At 74.0% G+C, this 17360-nt stretch carries 17 protein-coding genes and 1 pseudogene; 16 read left to right on the top strand and 2 right to left on the bottom strand.

What is annotated here, in order from left to right; translation table 11 throughout:
* The 16 genes and pseudogenes from G9H71_RS17375 to G9H71_RS17300 all read left to right on the top strand — a co-directional run.
* Nucleotides 1-680, top strand: a pseudogene (locus tag G9H71_RS17375) (ATP-dependent zinc metalloprotease FtsH); the annotation flags it as partial.
* Between the two features lie 96 nt (nt 681-776).
* Nucleotides 777-1433 (top strand): GTP cyclohydrolase I FolE, encoded by a 657-nt coding sequence (gene folE, locus G9H71_RS17370; protein WP_166284056.1) that lies wholly within the window; start codon nt 777-779, stop codon nt 1431-1433.
* On the top strand, nt 1430-2323 hold the full coding sequence (gene folP, locus G9H71_RS23995; protein ID WP_231134998.1) for a dihydropteroate synthase: 894 nt from the start codon (nt 1430-1432) through the stop codon (nt 2321-2323). The genes folE and folP overlap by 4 nt, the downstream gene beginning before the upstream one ends.
* Nucleotides 2320-2841: a nuclear transport factor 2 family protein gene (locus G9H71_RS23990; RefSeq protein WP_166284055.1), complete on the top strand. Its 522-nt coding sequence runs from the start codon at nt 2320-2322 to the stop codon at nt 2839-2841. Before folP ends, G9H71_RS23990 begins: the two co-directional genes overlap by 4 nt.
* Entirely contained in the window at nt 2831-3724 is an 894-nt protein-coding gene (gene folK, locus G9H71_RS17355) for a 2-amino-4-hydroxy-6-hydroxymethyldihydropteridine diphosphokinase (protein WP_166284054.1), read from the top strand. The genes G9H71_RS23990 and folK overlap by 11 nt, the downstream gene beginning before the upstream one ends.
* Entirely contained in the window at nt 3721-4221 is a 501-nt protein-coding gene (locus tag G9H71_RS17350) for a DUF3180 domain-containing protein (protein ID WP_166284053.1), read from the top strand. The genes folK and G9H71_RS17350 overlap by 4 nt, the downstream gene beginning before the upstream one ends.
* Before the next feature lie 476 nt (nt 4222-4697).
* Complete coding sequence (locus G9H71_RS17345; protein WP_166284052.1) at nt 4698-5000, top strand: metal-sensitive transcriptional regulator; 303 nt, start codon at nt 4698-4700, stop codon at nt 4998-5000.
* Nucleotides 5001-5067: 67 nt separating this feature from the next.
* The gene (locus G9H71_RS17340; protein ID WP_166284051.1) at nt 5068-5298 is read left to right on the top strand and encodes a heavy-metal-associated domain-containing protein; all 231 of its coding nucleotides are present in this window, start codon (nt 5068-5070) and stop codon (nt 5296-5298) included.
* A 5-nt stretch (nt 5299-5303) separates the two neighbouring features.
* Nucleotides 5304-5519, top strand: a complete 216-nt coding sequence (locus tag G9H71_RS17335; protein WP_166284050.1) for a hypothetical protein — start codon at nt 5304-5306, stop codon at nt 5517-5519.
* Between the two features lie 42 nt (nt 5520-5561).
* Nucleotides 5562-7838, top strand: a complete 2277-nt coding sequence (locus G9H71_RS17330; protein ID WP_166284058.1) for a heavy metal translocating P-type ATPase — start codon at nt 5562-5564, stop codon at nt 7836-7838.
* 93 nt (nt 7839-7931) lie between these two features.
* On the top strand, nt 7932-9029 hold the full coding sequence (locus G9H71_RS17325) for a cation diffusion facilitator family transporter (RefSeq protein WP_166284049.1): 1098 nt from the start codon (nt 7932-7934) through the stop codon (nt 9027-9029).
* 144 nt (nt 9030-9173) lie between these two features.
* Nucleotides 9174-9986 (top strand): class I SAM-dependent methyltransferase, encoded by an 813-nt coding sequence (locus G9H71_RS17320; RefSeq protein ID WP_166284048.1) that lies wholly within the window; start codon nt 9174-9176, stop codon nt 9984-9986.
* Nucleotides 9987-9988: 2 nt separating this feature from the next.
* A complete protein-coding gene (locus G9H71_RS17315) occupies nt 9989-11098 on the top strand; it encodes a FecCD family ABC transporter permease (RefSeq protein ID WP_166284057.1) in 1110 nt (369 codons plus the stop codon).
* A 46-nt stretch (nt 11099-11144) separates the two neighbouring features.
* Nucleotides 11145-12179 (top strand): ABC transporter substrate-binding protein, encoded by a 1035-nt coding sequence (locus G9H71_RS17310; protein ID WP_166284047.1) that lies wholly within the window; start codon nt 11145-11147, stop codon nt 12177-12179.
* Nucleotides 12176-12967: an ABC transporter ATP-binding protein gene (locus tag G9H71_RS17305; RefSeq protein ID WP_166284046.1), complete on the top strand. Its 792-nt coding sequence runs from the start codon at nt 12176-12178 to the stop codon at nt 12965-12967. Before G9H71_RS17310 ends, G9H71_RS17305 begins: the two co-directional genes overlap by 4 nt.
* Nucleotides 12964-13674, top strand: a complete 711-nt coding sequence (locus G9H71_RS17300; protein WP_166284044.1) for a class I SAM-dependent methyltransferase — start codon at nt 12964-12966, stop codon at nt 13672-13674. The genes G9H71_RS17305 and G9H71_RS17300 overlap by 4 nt, the downstream gene beginning before the upstream one ends.
* 162 nt (nt 13675-13836) lie before the next feature.
* Here the strand turns inward: G9H71_RS17300 and G9H71_RS17295 are convergent, their stop codons facing one another.
* Together G9H71_RS17295 and G9H71_RS17290 are read right to left on the bottom strand one after the other, a co-directional pair.
* The gene (locus G9H71_RS17295; protein ID WP_166284042.1) at nt 13837-14892 is read right to left on the bottom strand and encodes an NAD(P)-dependent alcohol dehydrogenase; all 1056 of its coding nucleotides are present in this window, start codon (nt 14890-14892) and stop codon (nt 13837-13839) included.
* Nucleotides 14893-15049: 157 nt separating this feature from the next.
* A partial coding sequence (locus G9H71_RS17290) for a M14 family zinc carboxypeptidase (RefSeq protein ID WP_166284040.1) occupies nt 15050-17360 on the bottom strand: 2311 nt, incomplete at its 5' end.

Raw genomic sequence — 17360 nt, 5'->3', positions numbered from 1 at the left:
ACAACACCGACCCGGTGCACAAGGTCACGATCCTGCCGCGCGGGCGTGCCCTCGGCTACACGATGGTGCTGCCGGACGACGACAAGTACTCCACGACGCGCAACGAGATGCTCGACCAGCTGGCCTACATGCTGGGCGGGCGCGCCGCCGAGGAGCTCGTCTTCGCCGACCCGACGACCGGTGCGGCCAACGACATCGAGAAGGCGACCGGCGTCGCCCGCGCGATGGTCACGCAGTACGGCATGACCCAGCGCATCGGCGCGATCAAGCTCGGCCAGACCAACGGCGAGCCGTTCCTCGGCCGCGACATGGGCCACCAGCGCGACTACTCCGAGGAGGTCGCGTCGGTCGTCGACACCGAGGTCCGCGGGCTCATCGAGGCCGCCCACGAGGAGGCCTGGTCGATCCTGGTCGACAACCGCGACATCCTCGACAACCTCGTTCTCGAGCTCATGGAGAAGGAGACGCTCAACAAGGAGCAGATCGCCGAGGTCTTCGCGAACGTACGCCGCCGCCCGGCGCGCCCGGCCTGGACCGGCTCGCCGAAGTTCCGCCCCGGCGCCGGCCCGGTGCTCACGAAGAAGGAGCTCGCGAACGGCTCGCCGAACGGGCTGGACAAGTCGATGGGCATCACCGGCCCGACCGACGTGCCCGACTCGCCCCTGCCGTCCGAGGGCTGATCGGCCCTGACCAGCGACGACACCGCAGCCCGCGCCGACTCGGCGCGGGCTGCCGCTGCGAGCCAGGCAGCTGCCGGACCGGCGTCCGGCGCAGTCATGTCCGGTCGCGTCGACCACGACGTGGACGGCTCCACCCTGGCGAGCCTGGTCTCCGACGACGCGACCTACACCGGCACCGCGACCCGGCCCCCGTACGACGAGGAGCGCGTGCGCCGCGCGGTTCGCGAGATCCTCGTCGCCCTCGGTGAGGATCCCGACCGCGACGGCATCCGGGACACGCCCGCGCGGGTGGCCCGGGCGTACCGCGAGCTCTTCTCCGGCCTCTGGCAGGAGCCGGAGGACGTCCTGACGACGACCTTCGACCTCGGCCACGACGAGATGGTGCTGGTCAAGGACATCGCGTTCACCAGCGCCTGCGAGCACCACCTGCTGCCCTTCTACGGCATGGCGCACGTCGGCTACATCCCGGCCGAGAACGGGCGCATCACCGGGCTGTCGAAGCTCGCGCGCCTGGTCGAGGTCTACGCCCGGCGGCTGCAGGTGCAGGAGCGGCTGACCTCGCAGGTCGCCGACGCCCTCTTGCGCGTCATCGAGCCGCGTGGCGTGATCGTCGTCATGGAGGCCGAGCACACCTGCATGACCACGCGGGGCGTCCGCAAGCCCGGCTCGAAGACCATGACGAGCGCGGTCCGCGGCCAGCTGCGCGACCCCGCGACCCGGGCCGAGGCGATGAGCCTCATCCTCGGTCGATGACCGTGGCCCCCTCAAGGGTGCCGGCCCTCCCGCGCCCCGCCGGGCTGCCGGAGGCGCTGCGGGTCGACCGGTGCCTGGTGATGGGCGTCCTCAACGTGACGCCGGACTCGTTCAGCGACGGCGGTCGCTGGATGGACGCCGGCGCCGCCGTGGTGCACGGCCTGGAGCTCGTGGCCGAGGGCGCCGACCTCGTCGACGTCGGCGGCGAGTCCACCCGGCCCGGCGCCGAGCGCGTCGCAGCCGAGGAGGAGCAGCGGCGCGTGCTGCCGGTCGTGCGGGAGCTCGCGCGCCAGGGCGTCGCCGTGAGCGTCGACACCATGCGGGCCTCGACCGCCGCCGCCGCGCTCGAAGCCGGCGCCTGCCTGGTCAACGACGTCTCCGGCGGCATGGCCGACCCGCAGCTGGCCAAGGTCGCCCGCGACGCCCGGGCGCCGTACGTCGTCATGCACTGGCGGGGGCACAGCACCTCGATGCAGTCGCGCGCGGTCTACGCCGACGTCGTCGACGACGTGGCCGGCGAGCTGCAGGCGCGGGTCGAGGCGGTCCTCGACCTCGGGCTGCTGCCCGAGCAGCTGGTCCTCGACCCCGGGCTCGGCTTCGCCAAGAACGCCGCGCACAACTGGCAGCTGCTCGCCGGGCTGCCCGCGCTGACCGCGCTCGGCTACCCGGTCCTGGTCGGCGCCTCGCGCAAGCGGTTCCTCGGGTCGCTGCTCAGCGGCGACGAGCACGCTCCCGCGCCGGTCGCCGAGCGCGCGGACGCCACGGTCGCCGTCACGGCGCTCGCCGCCGCGGGCGGGGCGTGGTGCGTACGCGTCCACGAGGCCCGCGCCAACCGGGCGGCCGTCGCCGTGGCCCAGGCCGTGCGCAGCGCCGGGCAGGACCGCCCGTGACGGCCGACGCCGACGCCCGCTCGGTCGAGCGTGCCGTCCGCTCGCTCTACACCGCGGTCGAGCACGGTGACCTCGACCTCATGGGCGCGCTCTGGCTCGACGGCACTGCCGGCGACGAGACGGTCTGCATCCACCCCGGCTGGCCGGCGGTCCGCGGCCGCAGCTCGGTGCTGCGCTCGTGGGCCGTGGTCATGGCCGGGACGCCCTACGTGCAGTTCTTCCTCACCGACCTCGAGGTGACGGTCAACGGCGACACGGCGGTCGTGACCTGCGCTGAGAGCATGCTCACCGGCGACGACGAGGGCGACGGGTTCGTCGGCGCGCAGGCGGTGTCCACCAAGGTGCTGCGGCGTACCCCCGGCGGCTGGCGCATCCAGGTCCACCACTCCTCTCCGATCCTCGCGAGCAGCGACGACGACGAGGAGGACGAGGGGCTCGACGACGAGGCCGGTGACGAGGACGACCCGACCGCCGGCGGTGCGGGCGGGGACGGCCGGGGGAGGCCGGATGTCGGCTGACCGCATCGAGCTGCGCGGGCTGCGAGCGTTCGGCCGGCACGGGGTCTTCGACGCCGAGCGCGAGCTGGGGCAGGAGTTCGTCGTCGACGTGACGCTCCACCTGGACCTGCGCGCCGCCGCCGAAGGCGACGACCTGACCCGCACGGTGAACTACGGCGTCGTCGCCCAGGAGGCGGTCGCCGTGGTCGCCGGCGAGCCCGCTGCACTGATCGAGACGGTCGCCGGGCGCATCGCCGCGGCCTGCCTCGCGCACGGACTGGTCGAGCGCGTCGAGGTCGCGGTGCACAAGCCGGCCGCGCCGATCCCGCTGCCGTTCGACGACGTCGTGGTGCGGGTCGAGCGCTCCGCCGTACGCCGTGCCGTCGTCGCGCTCGGCGCCAACCTCGGCGACCGGCGGGCCGCCCTGCAGGGAGCGGTCCACGCGCTGGCGGCCACCGCCGGGACGTCCGTGCGCGCGGTCAGCCCCGTGTTCGAGACCGCCGCGCTCGTGCTGCCCGGCAGCCCGGGACAGCCCGACTACCTCAACGCCGTCGTCCTGGTGGACACCGCGCTGGCCCCGGAGGCGCTGCTCGCGCGGGCGCACGCGATCGAGGCGGCCTACCTGCGCGAGCGGTCCGAGCGGTGGGGGCCGCGCACGCTCGACGTCGACCTCGTCGCGGTCGACGGCGTGACCTCCGACGACCCGGCGCTGACGCTGCCCCACCCGCGCGCGGCCGAGCGGGCCTTCGTCCTGGCGCCGTGGGCCGCGGTCGACCCCGGCGCGCAGCTGCCGGGCGCGGGGAACGTCGCGCAGCTGCTGGCCGCGCTGCCGGACGAGGAGCGCGCGGGCGTACGCCGGCGCGACGACCTCGCGCTGTTCCCGCCCGGGGGTGAGGCGACGTGAGCGACCCTCGCCCCAGCATCCGGCCGACGTCGATCGCGTGGCTCGTGGCCGCCGTCCTCGTGTGCGCGGCCGCGGTCTGGACGCTGCTGCAGGTGCTCGAGGCCCGCGGCACGGACGTGTTCGCCCAGCAGTGGCTCGAGATCCCCTGGACGCTGCCGACCGGCCTGCTGCTGGTCGCGCTCGGGCTCGGAGTCACCGCGCTGGCCTGGCGGCGCCGGCTGGCGGGCGCGCCGCGCTCGCGTCCCGTCGACCCGCTCGCGGCAGCGCGGCTGGTCGGGCTGGCGAAGGCCTCGTCGCACGTGGGCGCCGTCCTCGCCGGTGCGTACGCCGGCTACGCGGTCTACCTCGTTCCCGACGCGGACATGTGGGGCGACCGGCTCTGGGCCGCGGCCTTCGCGACCGGCGCGTCCGTGCTCGTCGTCGTCGCCGGCCTCCTGCTCGAGCGCGTGCTGCGCGTGCCGGAGAAGGACGACCGGGCGACGTCCGGCTCGCACTAGGCCTGCGCCGGGGAGCTGTGCCGGCGAGCGGCGGGCTTGGACCGGGCCTGCGCTGCTCGACCCCCGCACGCCCACTGGCCGGCGCCCGACTTCGCTGCCCGTATGGGTGCCGGCGACTCCGCATGCGGGGTACGTGGCGCCTATAGCGGCAACTAAGTGGGAAGCGACACGTGGGCTGGCCGTGGGCTGCGCGTGGTCACTGCGCCCCCACGGTCCCCGCGCGCCGGTCCGAGGCGTCGCCGCCCGGCCCGGCCCCCCACCCGCCCGCGCCCCACTCCGCTGCCCGTACCGATGCCGCCGACCCCGCATGCGCGGTACCCGGTGCCCACAGCGCCCACTGAGTGGCGGCAGCGCCCCGGGCCCAGCACCCACGACTCCCGCCAGGTCTGCGCATACCCCCAGGAGGTACTTGCACGCTCATACCCCCAAGGGGTACCTTTGTGGTGTCGACCTGACGGGTGAGGGAAGGACCAGCGATGGACGCCACCGGCCACGGCGCACCGGGCTACTCCGACAGCAAGGACGCGCACCTGAAGCGGCTGCGGCGCGTCGAGGGCCAGGTGCGGGGGCTGCAGCGCCAGGTGGAGAACGACACCTACTGCATCGACGTCCTGACCCAGGTGTCCGCCGCCACCAAGGCGCTGGAGGCGTTCGCGCTCTCGCTGCTGGAGGAGCACCTGCACCACTGCGTCGCCTCCGCGCTCAAGAACGGCGGTGAGGAGGCGGACGCGAAGGTGAAGGAGGCGTCGGCTGCCATCGCCCGGCTGGTCAAGTCCTGACCCCACTGCTCCCAACCACGCACCCTGCGCCTCCGCGAGGCGCGACCCGACGACAAGGAGACCTCCGATGAGCGCCACCACCACCACGTACGCCGTCGCCGGCATGACCTGCGGGCACTGCGTCGGCGCGGTCACCGAGGAGATCGGCAAGCTGCCCGGCGTCACGGGCGTCTCGGTCGACCTCAACCCCGAGGGGGCGTCGGCCGTCACGGTCACCTCCACGGCCCCGCTCGACGAGCCGTCGGTGCGCGAGGCGGTCGACGAGGCCGGCTACGAGCTGGCCGAGCCGGCACGATGACCGGCGTGCGCCGCGAGCTGCCGGTGGCCGCCCGGCTCGGCGGGTTCGCGGCGGTGCTCGTCGCCGCGTTCGCCTGTGCGTACGCCGTGGGCACCGCGTTCGACGACGACAGCCCCGCCGGCACGACCGTCGAGAAGCCTGCCCCCGCGGTCGTCCACGACGGCGCGGACCACACCGCCGAGCCGCTGCCGACGCGCGTGCAGCCCGGCCACGACAACTGACCTGATCCTCGATTCAGGAAGCAGCAGACGCCCATGAGCACCATGCCCACGCACGAGGACGACGTCTCCGTGCCCGCCGGTCCCTCGCACACGATCGAGCTGGCCATCGGTGGCATGACGTGCGCTTCGTGTGCCAACCGCATCGAGAAGAAGCTCAACCGCATGGACGGCGTCACCGCCACGGTCAACTACGCGACCGAGAAGGCGAAGGTGACGTTCGGCGAGCAGGTGTCGCCCGAGGACCTGGTCGCCACCGTCGTGAAGACCGGCTACACCGCGCAGCTGCCACCGCCGCCCGAGCCCGCCGCCCCGGACGACGAGGGCGAGGCCGCCCCGGAGCCCGACCCCGCGTACCCCCTGCGCCAGCGGCTCCTCGCGACCGCGGCGCTCACGCTCCCGGTGCTGCTGCTCTCGATGGTCCCCGCACTGCAGTTCGACAACTGGCAGTGGGCCGCGCTCACCCTCGCCGCGCCGGTCGCGACGTGGGGCGCCTGGCCGTTCCACCGGGCCGCGTGGACGAACCTGCGCCACGGCGCCGCGACGATGGACACCTTGATCTCGGTGGGCGTGCTCGCAGCCCTGGGGTGGTCGCTCTACGCGCTCTTCCTCGGCGACGCGGGGCAGCCGGGGATGCGGATGCCGTTCGACCTGTGGCCCGGGAGTGAGCACCGTGGCGACGAGATCTATCTCGAGGTCGCCTCGGCGGTCACCGTGTTCATCCTCGCGGGCCGCTACTTCGAGGCACGCGCGAAGCGGCGTTCCGGTGCTGCGCTTCGTGCGCTCCTCTCGCTCGGCGCCAAGGACGTCTCGGTCGTACGCGGCGGCGTGGAGCAGCGCATCCCGACGAGCCGGCTGGGGGTCGGTGACGAGTTCGTCGTACGCCCCGGTGAGAAGGTCGCCACCGACGGCGTCGTCGTCTCCGGCACCTCGGCCGTGGACGCGTCGATGCTGACCGGCGAGCCCGTGCCCGTCGAGGTCGGCCCCGGCGACCCCGTCGTCGGTGGCACGGTCAACGCGGGCGGCCGACTGCTCGTCCGGGCGACGAGGGTCGGCGCCGACACGCAGCTGGCCCAGATGGCCCGCCTCGTCGAGGAGGCGCAGAACGGCAAGGCGCAGGTCCAGCGCCTCGCCGACCGGGTGTCCGGGGTCTTCGTCCCGGTCGTCATCGCGCTGGCCGTCGCCACGCTCGGCTTCTGGCTCGGCCGGGGCAGTGGAGCCGAGGCAGCGTTCACCGCCGCGGTCGCGGTGCTCATCATCGCCTGCCCCTGCGCCCTCGGCCTCGCCACGCCGACCGCACTGCTGGTCGGCACCGGGCGCGGCGCGCAGCTCGGGATCCTCATCAAGGGCCCGGAGGTTCTCGAGTCGACCCGGCGCGTGGACACCGTCGTGCTGGACAAGACCGGGACGGTCACCGCCGGTCGCATGACCCTCGTCGACGTGCTGCCGGCCGAGGGAGTGGACGAGCGCGAGCTGCTCCGGCTCGCCGGCGCGGTCGAGGACGCGTCAGCGCACCCGATCGCCCGAGCCGTTGCGCAGGCCGCGCGAGACCGGGTGGGCCCGCTGCCCGCGGTCGAGGGCTTCCAGAGCACCGACGGCCGGGGAGTGGCCGGAGTCGTGGACGGGTCCGCGGTCGTGGTCGGCCGGCGGGCGTGGCTCGCCGAGCAGTGGGCGCAGCACGCGCCGGACCTTCTCGTGGCCGCGGCCGAGGACGCCGAGGGCGATGGGCGCACGCCGGTGTGGGTCGGCTGGGACGGCGCCCTGCGCGGCGTGCTGGTCGTGTCCGACACCGTCAAGCCGTCGTCGCGGTCTGCCATCGACCGGCTGCGCTCGCTGGGGCTGCGCCCGATGCTGCTCACTGGCGACAACGAGCGCGCGGCGCGGGCCGTGGCCGCGCAGGTCGGGATCCCCGCGCAGGACGTCGTCGCCGAGGTCCTGCCGACCGACAAGGCCGATGTCGTACGCCGCCTGCAGGCCGAGGGGCGCGTGGTCGCCATGGTCGGTGACGGGGTCAACGACGCGGCCGCCCTCGCCGCGGCCGACCTCGGGCTCGCGATGGGCACCGGCACCGACGCGGCCATCGAGGCCGCGGACCTCACCCTCGTCAGCGGAGACCTGGCGACGGCGCCCGACGCGATCCGGCTCGCGCGCCGCACGCTGGCGACGATCAAGGGCAACCTCTTCTGGGCGTTCGGCTACAACGTCGCCGCGCTCCCGCTCGCCGCCGCCGGCCTGCTCAACCCGTTGCTGGCCGGTGCGGCCATGGCGCTGAGCTCGGTCTTCGTCGTCTCGAACAGCCTGCGGTTGCGCACTTTCCGCTGACGCGACCGCTTCGCAGGCACGTCCTCGGCGCAACGGCGAGGGCGTGCCTGCTGGTGAGTTGCTGCAATGTCGCGCGGTCGCGATCGTGTGCCCATGTCTGCAAGGCCCAGCCATGATCACGGCCACTCGCACAATCACCCCCCGACCGCCGACGGCGAGCGGCACGGCCACCCGCACCACGGCGAGCGGCACGGCCACTCCCACGGCGCGCAGGGTCACGGCCAGGGGCGGCTCCGCCGGCTGCGCCACGACCTGCTCGACGTCGTGGCCGGGCACTCCCACGACACCGCCGACCGGGTCGACGACGCGTTGACCGCCGACGCCGCGGGCCGCCGCGCCCTGTGGGTCAGCATGCTCGTGCTCGCCGGAACCGCGGGCCTACAGGCCGTCGTGGTCTCGATGACCGGGTCGGTCGCGCTGCTGGGCGACACGCTGCACAACGTCGCCGACGCGCTCACCTCCGTGCCGCTGCTCGTCGCGTTCGCACTCGCGCGCCGCCCGCCGACGCGGCGCTTCACCTACGGCTACGGGCGGGCCGAGGACCTCGGCGGCCTCTTCGTCGTCGCCATGATCGCGCTGTCGACCGTCCTCGCGGGCTACGAGGCCTTTGCCCGGCTGCTTCACCCGCAGGACGTGGACCACCTGTGGGCGGTCGCGCTCGCCGCGCTGCTCGGGTTCGCCGGCAACGAGCTGGTCGCGCGCTACCGGATCCGGGTCGGGCACCGGATCGGCTCTGCCGCCCTCGTCGCCGACGGCCTGCACGCCCGCACGGACGGGTTCACCAGCCTCGCGGTGCTGATAGGGGCGGTCGGCGTGGGCCTCGGCTGGCAACAGGCCGACCCGGTGGTGGGGCTGCTCATCGCCGTCGCGATCCTGCGGGTGCTGCGCCAGGCGGTCGGGCAGGTCGGCGCCCGGCTGCTGGACGCGGTCGACCCCGAGCTCGTGACGCGGGTCGAGGCCGTCGTCGGCGCGGCCCCCGGTGTGGTCGACGTCCGCGAGCTGCGGGTGCGCTGGATCGGGCACACGCTGCGCGCGGAGGTGGACATCGCGGTCGACCCGATGCTCAGCCTCGTCGCCGCCCACGACCTGGCCCATACGGCAGAGCAGCGCCTGCTGGCCGAGGTCCCGCGGCTCACGGCGGCGCTGGTCCACACCAGCCCGGCGGGGCACCACGAGCCCGTGCCCGGTTGAGGCCGCCCGCGTTCTCCCTTCGTTCAAGTAGCTGCAACTCGTTCGCAGTTGCTACTCGGCAGCATCATGGTGCAGGGTGATCTCCGTGCCCGGCCGGCTGCCGCGGCGCACACGGCTCGAGCGGGTCCAGCGGAGGGAAGCGGCGTGAGCGGGGCAACGGCTGTGCAGGCGACGACGGCCGGGTGGGCCGGCGAGCTGCTGCGCAGCTGGGACGAGCAGCAGCAGGGCTTCCTGCCCCGGCGGGAGCAGCGCTTCGCGGTCATGGCCGACGTCGTCGAGCGGCTCGCCGGGCCGCGGGCGCGCGTCCTGGACCTCGGCGCCGGCCCCGGCTCCACCTCCGACCGCCTGCTCCGTGCCCTGCCCGGCGCGACGTGTGTGGCCGTCGACGCCGACCCGGTGCTCCTCGCGATCGGCACCGAGGCGTACACGCCGGAGTGGGGAGACCGGCTGCGCTTCGTCGACGCCGACCTGCGCGACCCGGAGTGGGTGCAGGCCCTGCCGACGCACGAGTTCGACGCCGTCGTCTCGACCACCGCCCTGCACTGGCTCGACGCCGGCTCGCTGCACGCGGTCTACGCCGCCGTGCACGGCCTGCTGCGCCCCGGCGGCGTGGTGCTCAACGGCGACGGCATGCCCTACTCACCGGACGCCCCGACGGCCGGCCGGCTCGCGCAGCAGGCGTACGACGCCGAGCACGCGGCGGCCTTCGTCCCGGGCGGGGCCGGGGACTGGGAAGGCTGGTGGGAGCAGGCGCTCGCCCGTCCCGAGCTCGCCGACGCGGGCCGGGCGCGCGACGCGCGCCGTGCTGCCGCGCAGGCCCGCTACCCGGTGCGGCCGGAGGGGGCGACGTCGTACGCGCTGCACCGCGCCGCCCTGCTCGACGCGGGCTTCGTCGAGGTCGACACCGTGTGGCAGTGGTACTCCGACCGCGTGCTGCTGGCGGTCAAGGCCTCGTGACCCTGGCCGCCGCCCAGTCCGCTCCCGCCGGTCCTCCGCCGCCGGGCCAGGACGGGGACGTCCTCGGGCTGCGCCGGCTGCGCCGCCGCTTCGTCGCGTGCCTGGCCGGCCTCGGTGCCCTCCTGGTGCTGACGCTGATCGCCGGTGTCGGCGCCGGAGCGGTCGCCATCGGCCCCGGCACGGTGGCGTCGGTCGTGGGCCACCACCTGGTCGGCTTCCCCGGCGAGCGCACCTGGTCGCTCTCCCAGGACGCGATCGTGTGGGAGGTACGCCTCCCGCGCGTGCTGCTCGGCGCGCTCGTCGGCGCGGGCCTGGCGGTCTGTGGTGCCGCGATGCAGGCGATGGTGCGCAACATGCTCGCCGACCCGTACCTGCTCGGCGTGAACTCCGGGGCGTCGAGCGGCGCGGCCGGCGCGATCCTGTTCGGCTTCGGTGCGGGCTTCGGCGAGTACGCCCTGCAGGGCACGGCTTTCCTCGGCGCGCTCGCGGCCTCGGCCCTGGTGTTCCTGGTCGCCCGGTCGTCCGGCCGGGTCACCTCCGTCCGCCTGCTGCTGGCCGGTGTCGCGGTGGGCTACGCGCTCTACGCGCTCACCAGCTTCCTCATCTTCGCCTCCGACTCGGCCGAGGGGTCGCGGTCGGTGCTCTTCTGGCTGCTCGGCTCGCTGGGCCTCGCCACCTGGAACGGGCCACTGGCCGTCGTGGCGGTGGTGGTCCTGCTGACGCTGGGGCTGCTCACGCTGTGGGGCCGCCGCCTCGATGCCCTCGCGATCGGCGACGACACGGCGCTGTCGCTCGGGGTCTCGCCGGCGGCCTTCCGCACGCGCCTGCTGCTGCTCGTCTCGCTCTGCGTCGGCGTGCTCGTGGCGGCGTCCGGCAGCATCGGGTTCGTCGGCCTGGTGGTCCCGCACTTCGCCCGGCGGGTCATCGGGGCCGCGCACGCCCGCGCGCTGCCGGTCGCAGCGCTGCTGGGAGCGGTCTTCCTCGTCTGGGCCGACATCGCCGCACGCGTCGTCCTGCAGCCGCAGGAGCTGCCGATCGGCATCGTCACCGCTCTCGTGGGGGCGCCGTTCCTCCTCATCCTGGTCCGCCGGCTGCACACGCCCGGCGTCTAAATCCTGCATCCGGCTTCGTTGAAGAAGAAATACCCGAAGGAGAACGATGAGCATCCGCCGTCTCGCGCGCCACCGCGCCGCCGCCGCGCTGCTGGCCGCCGGCGCCCTCGCGCTGACGGCCTGCGGAGCCGGCGACGAGGCCTCCCCGACCGGCGCGGCCGCTGCGGCCGGGGGCCCCGGCGGCGACGCCACCTCGGGCTACCCCGTCACCTTGGAGAACTGCGGGGCGGAGGTCACCTTCGAGAAGGCGCCCGAGCGGGTGGTGCTGCTCAAGAGCTCTCCGGTGCCGTACCTCCACGAGCTCGGCGTGATGGACAAGGTGGTCTCGCGCGCAGGAGCGTTCGCCCGCGACTACTACGACGACGCGACCTGGGCGGAGCTGGAAAGTGTCCCGCTGCTGACCGACAAGGTCGACGGCAGCGGCCACCTGCAGATCTCCAAGGAGGTCGTCCTCGACCTCGAGCCCGACCTGGTCATGGGCTCGGTCGACAACCTCAACCGCGAGACGCTCGCCGCCGTCGGCATCCCGCTGCTCGAGGAGCCGGCCCTCTGCCCCGACCCGCCGACCGACCCGAGCTTCGCGGACGTGTCCGACCAGTTCCTCGCCTACGGCAAGGTGTTCGGCGTCGAGGACGTAGCTCGGCAGAAGGCCGCCGCCTTCGAGGCGGAGGTCGCCGCGGCGACGTCGCAGACGCCAGCGGGGGAGCGGCGTACCGCGGCCGTGCTCTACCCCACCGTCGGCGGCGGCACGACGTACGCCTATGGCACCCGCAGCATGGCGCACCCGCAGCTGGAGGCGGCCGGCTTCGAGAACGTCTTCGACGACACGCACGAGCGCGTCTTCGAGGTGACGCTCGAGGAGCTCATCGGCCGCGACCCGGACGTGCTCGTCCTGCTCTACTCCGAGGGCGACCCGCAGAAGGTCGAGCAGGCGGTTACCGACCTGCCCGGAGCCGACAAGCTCAAGGCCGTCCGCGACGGCAACGTGATGACCCAGCTGTTCAACTTCACCGAGCCCCCGTCGCCGCTGGCGCTCGTGGGCCTGCAGCAGATCGTCGAGCGGTTCGGCGGTGCCCGGTGATCTGCGCGGACGGCGTCTCCTTCGCGTACGGCCGCACCGAGGTCCTGCGCGAGGCGGGGCTCACCGCCCGCCCCGGCCAGGTGCTGGGCCTCATCGGGCCGAACGGCAGCGGCAAGACGACGCTGCTGCGAACGCTCTACGCCTCGCTCAAGCCCTCGCAGGGCACGGTCCTGCTCGACGGCACCGACCTGCGCAAGGTGCCGACGCGCGAAGCCGCGACGAAGCTCGCGGTCGTCGTGCAGGAGCACGGCGGCGACATGCCGCTGCTGGTGTCCGAGATGGTCATGCTCGGCCGCACACCGCACCTGGCGGCCTTCCAGCGCGCCACGGACCGCGACGCCGCGATCGCCGCCGACGCGTTGGCCCGGGTGGGGGTCTCGCACCTCGCCGGACGCCCGTTCGTCGGCCTCTCCGGCGGGGAGAAGCAGCGCGTCCTGCTCGCCCGCGCACTGGCCCAGCAGGCCGAGCACCTGCTGCTGGACGAGCCGACCAACCATCTCGACATCCGCTACCAGCACGAGATCCTCGACCTCGTCCGCTCGCTCGGGATCACGGCGGTCGTCGTGCTGCACGACCTCAACCTCGCCGCGCGCTACTGCCACGAGCTCGTGCTGCTGAAGCAGGGCCGCGTCGTGGCCGCCGGCACCCCCGACGAGGTCCTCGTCCCCGAGGTCCTCGAGCCCGTCTACGAGGTGGAGGTACGCCGCGTCGACGTCGACGGCGAGCTCCACCTGCTGTTCCGGCCGCAGCACAGCTTTTGCGCCCCCGCCCTCCAGGAGATCGCATGACCGGCACTTCCTACGTCCAGGACAACCTCAACGCGTACTGGAGCGGGCGCAGCGTCCCCTACGACGCCTACCAGCTGCGCCCCGAGCGCTACGACGCGGACCGGAGGGCCTGGGGCGAGGCCTTCGCCGCCGCCCTGCCGCCCGCGCCCTGCGACGTCCTCGACCTCGGCACCGGGAGCGGCTACGTCGCGACGCTCCTCGCCGAGCTCGGCCACCGCGTCGTCGCGACGGACCTGGCCGAGGGCATGCTCGAGCGCGCCCGCGCGCACGCCGCCCGCATGGACAACCCGCCCCGGGTCGAGCGCGGCGACGCCGTCGCCCCGGCGTACCCGGACGGCAGCTTCGACGCGATCACGAACCGGTACGTCATGTGGACCCTGCGCGAGCCGCTGACCGCGCTCGCGAACTGGAAGCGGGCCCTGCGCCCGGGCGGGGTGCTCGCGGTGGTGGACAGCACGTGGTTCCCCGACGGGCTCGACGAGGGGACGCCGGAGTTCACCCTGCTCTACGACGACACCGTCGCGGCCGCGCTGCCGCTGGCGACCGCGCGCTCGATCGACGCCACAGCGGCGCTCGTCGAGCAGGCCGGCTTCGAGGACGTCAGCGTGACCCCGCTCGAGGCGGTCCACGCCCTCGACGTCGCGCACGGCGTGGCGGACAACCACGAGGTGCAGATGCAGTACCTCGTCCGCGCCCGCCGCCCCTGAGAAAAGAGGGGCGGCCGGGACCCGTCCGCGCCCCGCACGGCTCCGAATACCCACAGCGCGGCCGGCACCGAGCGCTGCCGCGTCACGGCGGCGGACGCGCCGTCGGGAGCCCGCGCAGGCGGGGACGCGGGCTCCCGGCGCACGGCAGCCCGCGGCCCGGCCTCAGGACGCGTTGGGCACGACCACGGCCCGCCCGGCGACCTCTCCGGCGGCCAGCTTGCGATAGGCCTCGGGCGCCTCGTCCAGCGGATAGGTCGTGATCTGCGGCTGCACCAGGCCGCGCGCGCCGAGCTCGAGCACCTCGACGAGCTCGGACCGCGAGCCCCAGTAGATCGTCTGGATGCTCACCTCGTAGGGCACGCCGAAGAACGAGACCGGCAGGCTGCCGCCACCGATGCCGACGATCGTGAGGTCTCCGAGGGGGCGCGCGACCGTGGCCCCGAGCGCCAGCGTCGCGTCGGCACCGACGCAGTCGAGGACCACGTCTGCGCCTAGCCCGCGGGTGATCTCGCGGATCGCCGCGGCGGCGCCCTCGCCGGACGCGACGGTGTGGTCCGCCCCGTGCCGGCGCGCGAGCTCGAGCGCCTCGGGCCGCTGGTCCACCGCGATCACGGTCGTGGCGGTAGTCGCCTTGAGGATCTGCACCGCGACGTGCCCGAGGCCGCCGACGCCGATGACCACCGCGAAGCTGCCCGGCGGCAGCTTGCTCCAGGAGCGGCGTACGGCGTGGTAGGGCGTGAGCCCGGCATCGGTGAGCGGCGCGGCCGTCGCCGGCTCGAGGCCGTCGGGCAGCGGCACGACGTGGCGCACGTCCGGCACCAGCATCAGGTCCGCCATCCCGCCGTCGACGCCCAGACCGCCCCCGCCGCCCGGCGCGGGTGACTGGAGCACGTTCTCGCACAGCGTCTCGACGCCCATGCGGCAGCGGGCGCACGTGCCGCACCCCCATGGGCCGTAGACCGCGACCGGCTGGCCGACGCGTACGTGTGTCACGCCGTCGCCGACCGCGTGCACCCAACCGGCGTTCTCGTGCCCGAGGGTGAAGGGCGGGTGCCACGGGACGGTCCCCGCCTCGAAGTCGTGCATCAGGTGCAGGTCGGAGTGGCACGCGCCGGCGCCGCCGACCCGGACGACGACCTGCCCCGGGCCCGGCGTCGGGTCGGGCACCTCCACCAGCTCCGGCTCGGACTTCCAGGCCGTCAGCCGCAGTGCGCGCACGGGGTGTCCCTCCTTCGGCGATGTCTCGACCGTCGGAGGGATCGTGCCCGGGCGGCTCGCAAGCTATCCCGCTCGGCCGGTGGCAGGGCGGGCGTACGCGAAAGGGCTGGGCACGCGGTCGCGTGCCCAGCCCCTCTCTCGACCCGCGCCTGCGGCCCTACTGCTCCGAGGCGAAGAGGATCGCGCGGCCGAGCTGGGAGTGCAGGCCCTTGGCGTGCAGACGGACCGTCGGGTCGGTCCCGATGAGCACGACGCCGTTCCCACCGGCGCTCACGGCGCTGACGATGCTGGCCTGGCTCGCCGCGGCGGCCTGGCCGTTGGTCGCGTTCGTCGCGGCCCACCAGCCCGAGAGCAGCGGGTCGGCGGCGTACGACTGCTCGACCTTTGCCGTGGCTGGGACGTTGGCGTACCAGACCGGCTGGAAGACCCACGAGGTCGCAGCCGCCCCGGACGCGACCGGGCCGTCGCTGTTGACGACGTTCACGACGCCGCTGGCGAGGCTGGCCCCGGCGGTCGCCGTGACGCTGAGCAGTGAAGTGGCATTCGTGAACGCGGCGCCCTGCGTCCCGAGGCCGACGACGCCGCCGCCGCGGGCGAGGAAGGCGTCGAGCGCGGCGCGGTTCGGCGCGGTGAGTCCGGCGACATTGACATTGCTGTTGACGAGGACCACGTCGACGTCGGCGGTCAGTGTGGTGGCGAGGTTGTTGGCGGCCAGAGCGCGCGCCTCGAAGCCGTTGTCCAGCAGCGTGTCGCGCTCCTCGACGGTGCCGAGGTAGCCGACGACGACCTCGTCGAGCTCCGTGCCCGTCCAGCCGGCGGGGGCCGCCGTGAACTTCACCTTGTGGGTGCGGGTCTCGACGGCCGCGAGGCGGCGGTTGGCCCCGCTGTGCGGAACGACGACGGAGCCGTCGGCGAGCCGGTAGACGTCGACGCCCTGGTCGAGCAGCGAGTTGACCGCGAGCAGGTCGGCACCGTCCTGGATGTCGAGGCGCAGGTCGGGGGTGCCGGCGGGCAGGCCGCCCTTGGCCACGCCGTCGTAGGTTCGCTTGGTCGGGACGCTCGGCAGCTCGTCCCACAGCGTGTCGACGGTCGCGCCCCACGTGAGGCCCTGGCTCCACGCGGCCGGGCCGGCGTAGAGGTCGTCGACGCGGTCGGTGATGTCCGCGCCCGGCTCGAGGAGCGAGTTGACCAGGCCGCGCTTCGGCTGGTGCAGGTCGATGACGTACGACCCGGCCTCGTAGCTCTTGCCGTTCGCGGTGAAGGGCGCGGTGGCCTGCGTGACGCGGCCGTCGCTGCCGACGAGCAGGTCGACGAGGCGGGCGGCGGCGGTGTCCGAGCGCTGGCCCCGGCCGACCGGGATGACGTAGGAGCGCGGTAACGTCGTGTGGTAGTTGTCCTCCGGGCCCCAGCCGGGGACGTAGCCGTCGGGCAGGTCGCGCTGCGGCTCCCCGGCCCAGCCGCGGCGGAAGACCTCGGCCTGGTCGAAGAGCACCTCGTCGCGGTGCTCCTGGATGTAGTCCAGTGACTCGCGGATCGCGACCTCGTGCACGTCTGTGTTGATGCCCGAGCGGCGGACTCGCTCGGCCGGCGTGAGGTTGGTGCCGCGCGGGTTGAGCGGCGCCTCGATCGTGTAGGGGATGCTGCTCTGCAGCATCGAGAACGACGGGACGTAGATCGGCGGGAAGTCGTCCCACACGCCGGGGGCGTCGTCGCGGAACGGGATGCGCGCCCGCTGCGTCTCCGGGTGGCCGAGCGCCTTGAGCCCCGCCTCGATGCCGAGCGCGTTCGGCAGCGCGTGCTTGATGTAGAGGTCGTACTCGTCGTTGACGTTGTGCGGCGGCGTGCTCGGGTGCAGCAGCGTCGGCTCGACGTAGCCGTGCAGGTCGAGGGCGATGGTCGGCTGTGTCGCGATCGTCAGGTCGCGGATGACCACCGTCTCCGGCTGCGACACGATCGTCAGGTCGCGGTTGAGGTCGTAGCCCGCGGCGTTGGCGCGGGTGCCGAGGACGCGGCCGTCCGGGTTCGACGTGACGTTGAAGACGAGGCGGTTCCGCTTGAGCAGCGTCACGATCTCGGGGTCGTTGCTGGTCGCGAACTCCTCGATGACGCGCAGGGCCGCGTCCGTGCCCTCCCACTCGTTGCCGTGGATGTTGGCGTTGACGAAGAGCGGGGTCTTGTAGCCGGCCTTGAGCTTGGCGTCGTTCTGCGCCTGGACCGGCTCGTTCTCGATCTCGCGCTTCCACCGCTCCTGCTGGCGGGCCTCGGCCGCGGTCTCGGGCCACGTGACGGTGACGCCGTAGAGGTCGTAGCCGGAGGAGGACTTGCCCACGACGCTCGCGGAGACGCGGTCGCTGACAGCCTGCAGGGCGTTCAGCTTCGGGGCGATCGCGTGATAGGGCACGACACCGATCGCGATGGACGCGTCGTGGGTGTTCACCGGCCACACCGGCAGGACGTTCTCCCGCGGG

This window comes from Motilibacter deserti (assembly GCF_011250635.1).
Lineage (GTDB): Bacteria > Actinomycetota > Actinomycetes > Motilibacterales > Motilibacteraceae > Motilibacter_A > Motilibacter_A deserti.
The sequence above is the reverse complement of the archived record's forward strand: the minus strand, read 5'-3'. Positions and strand labels throughout refer to the sequence as shown.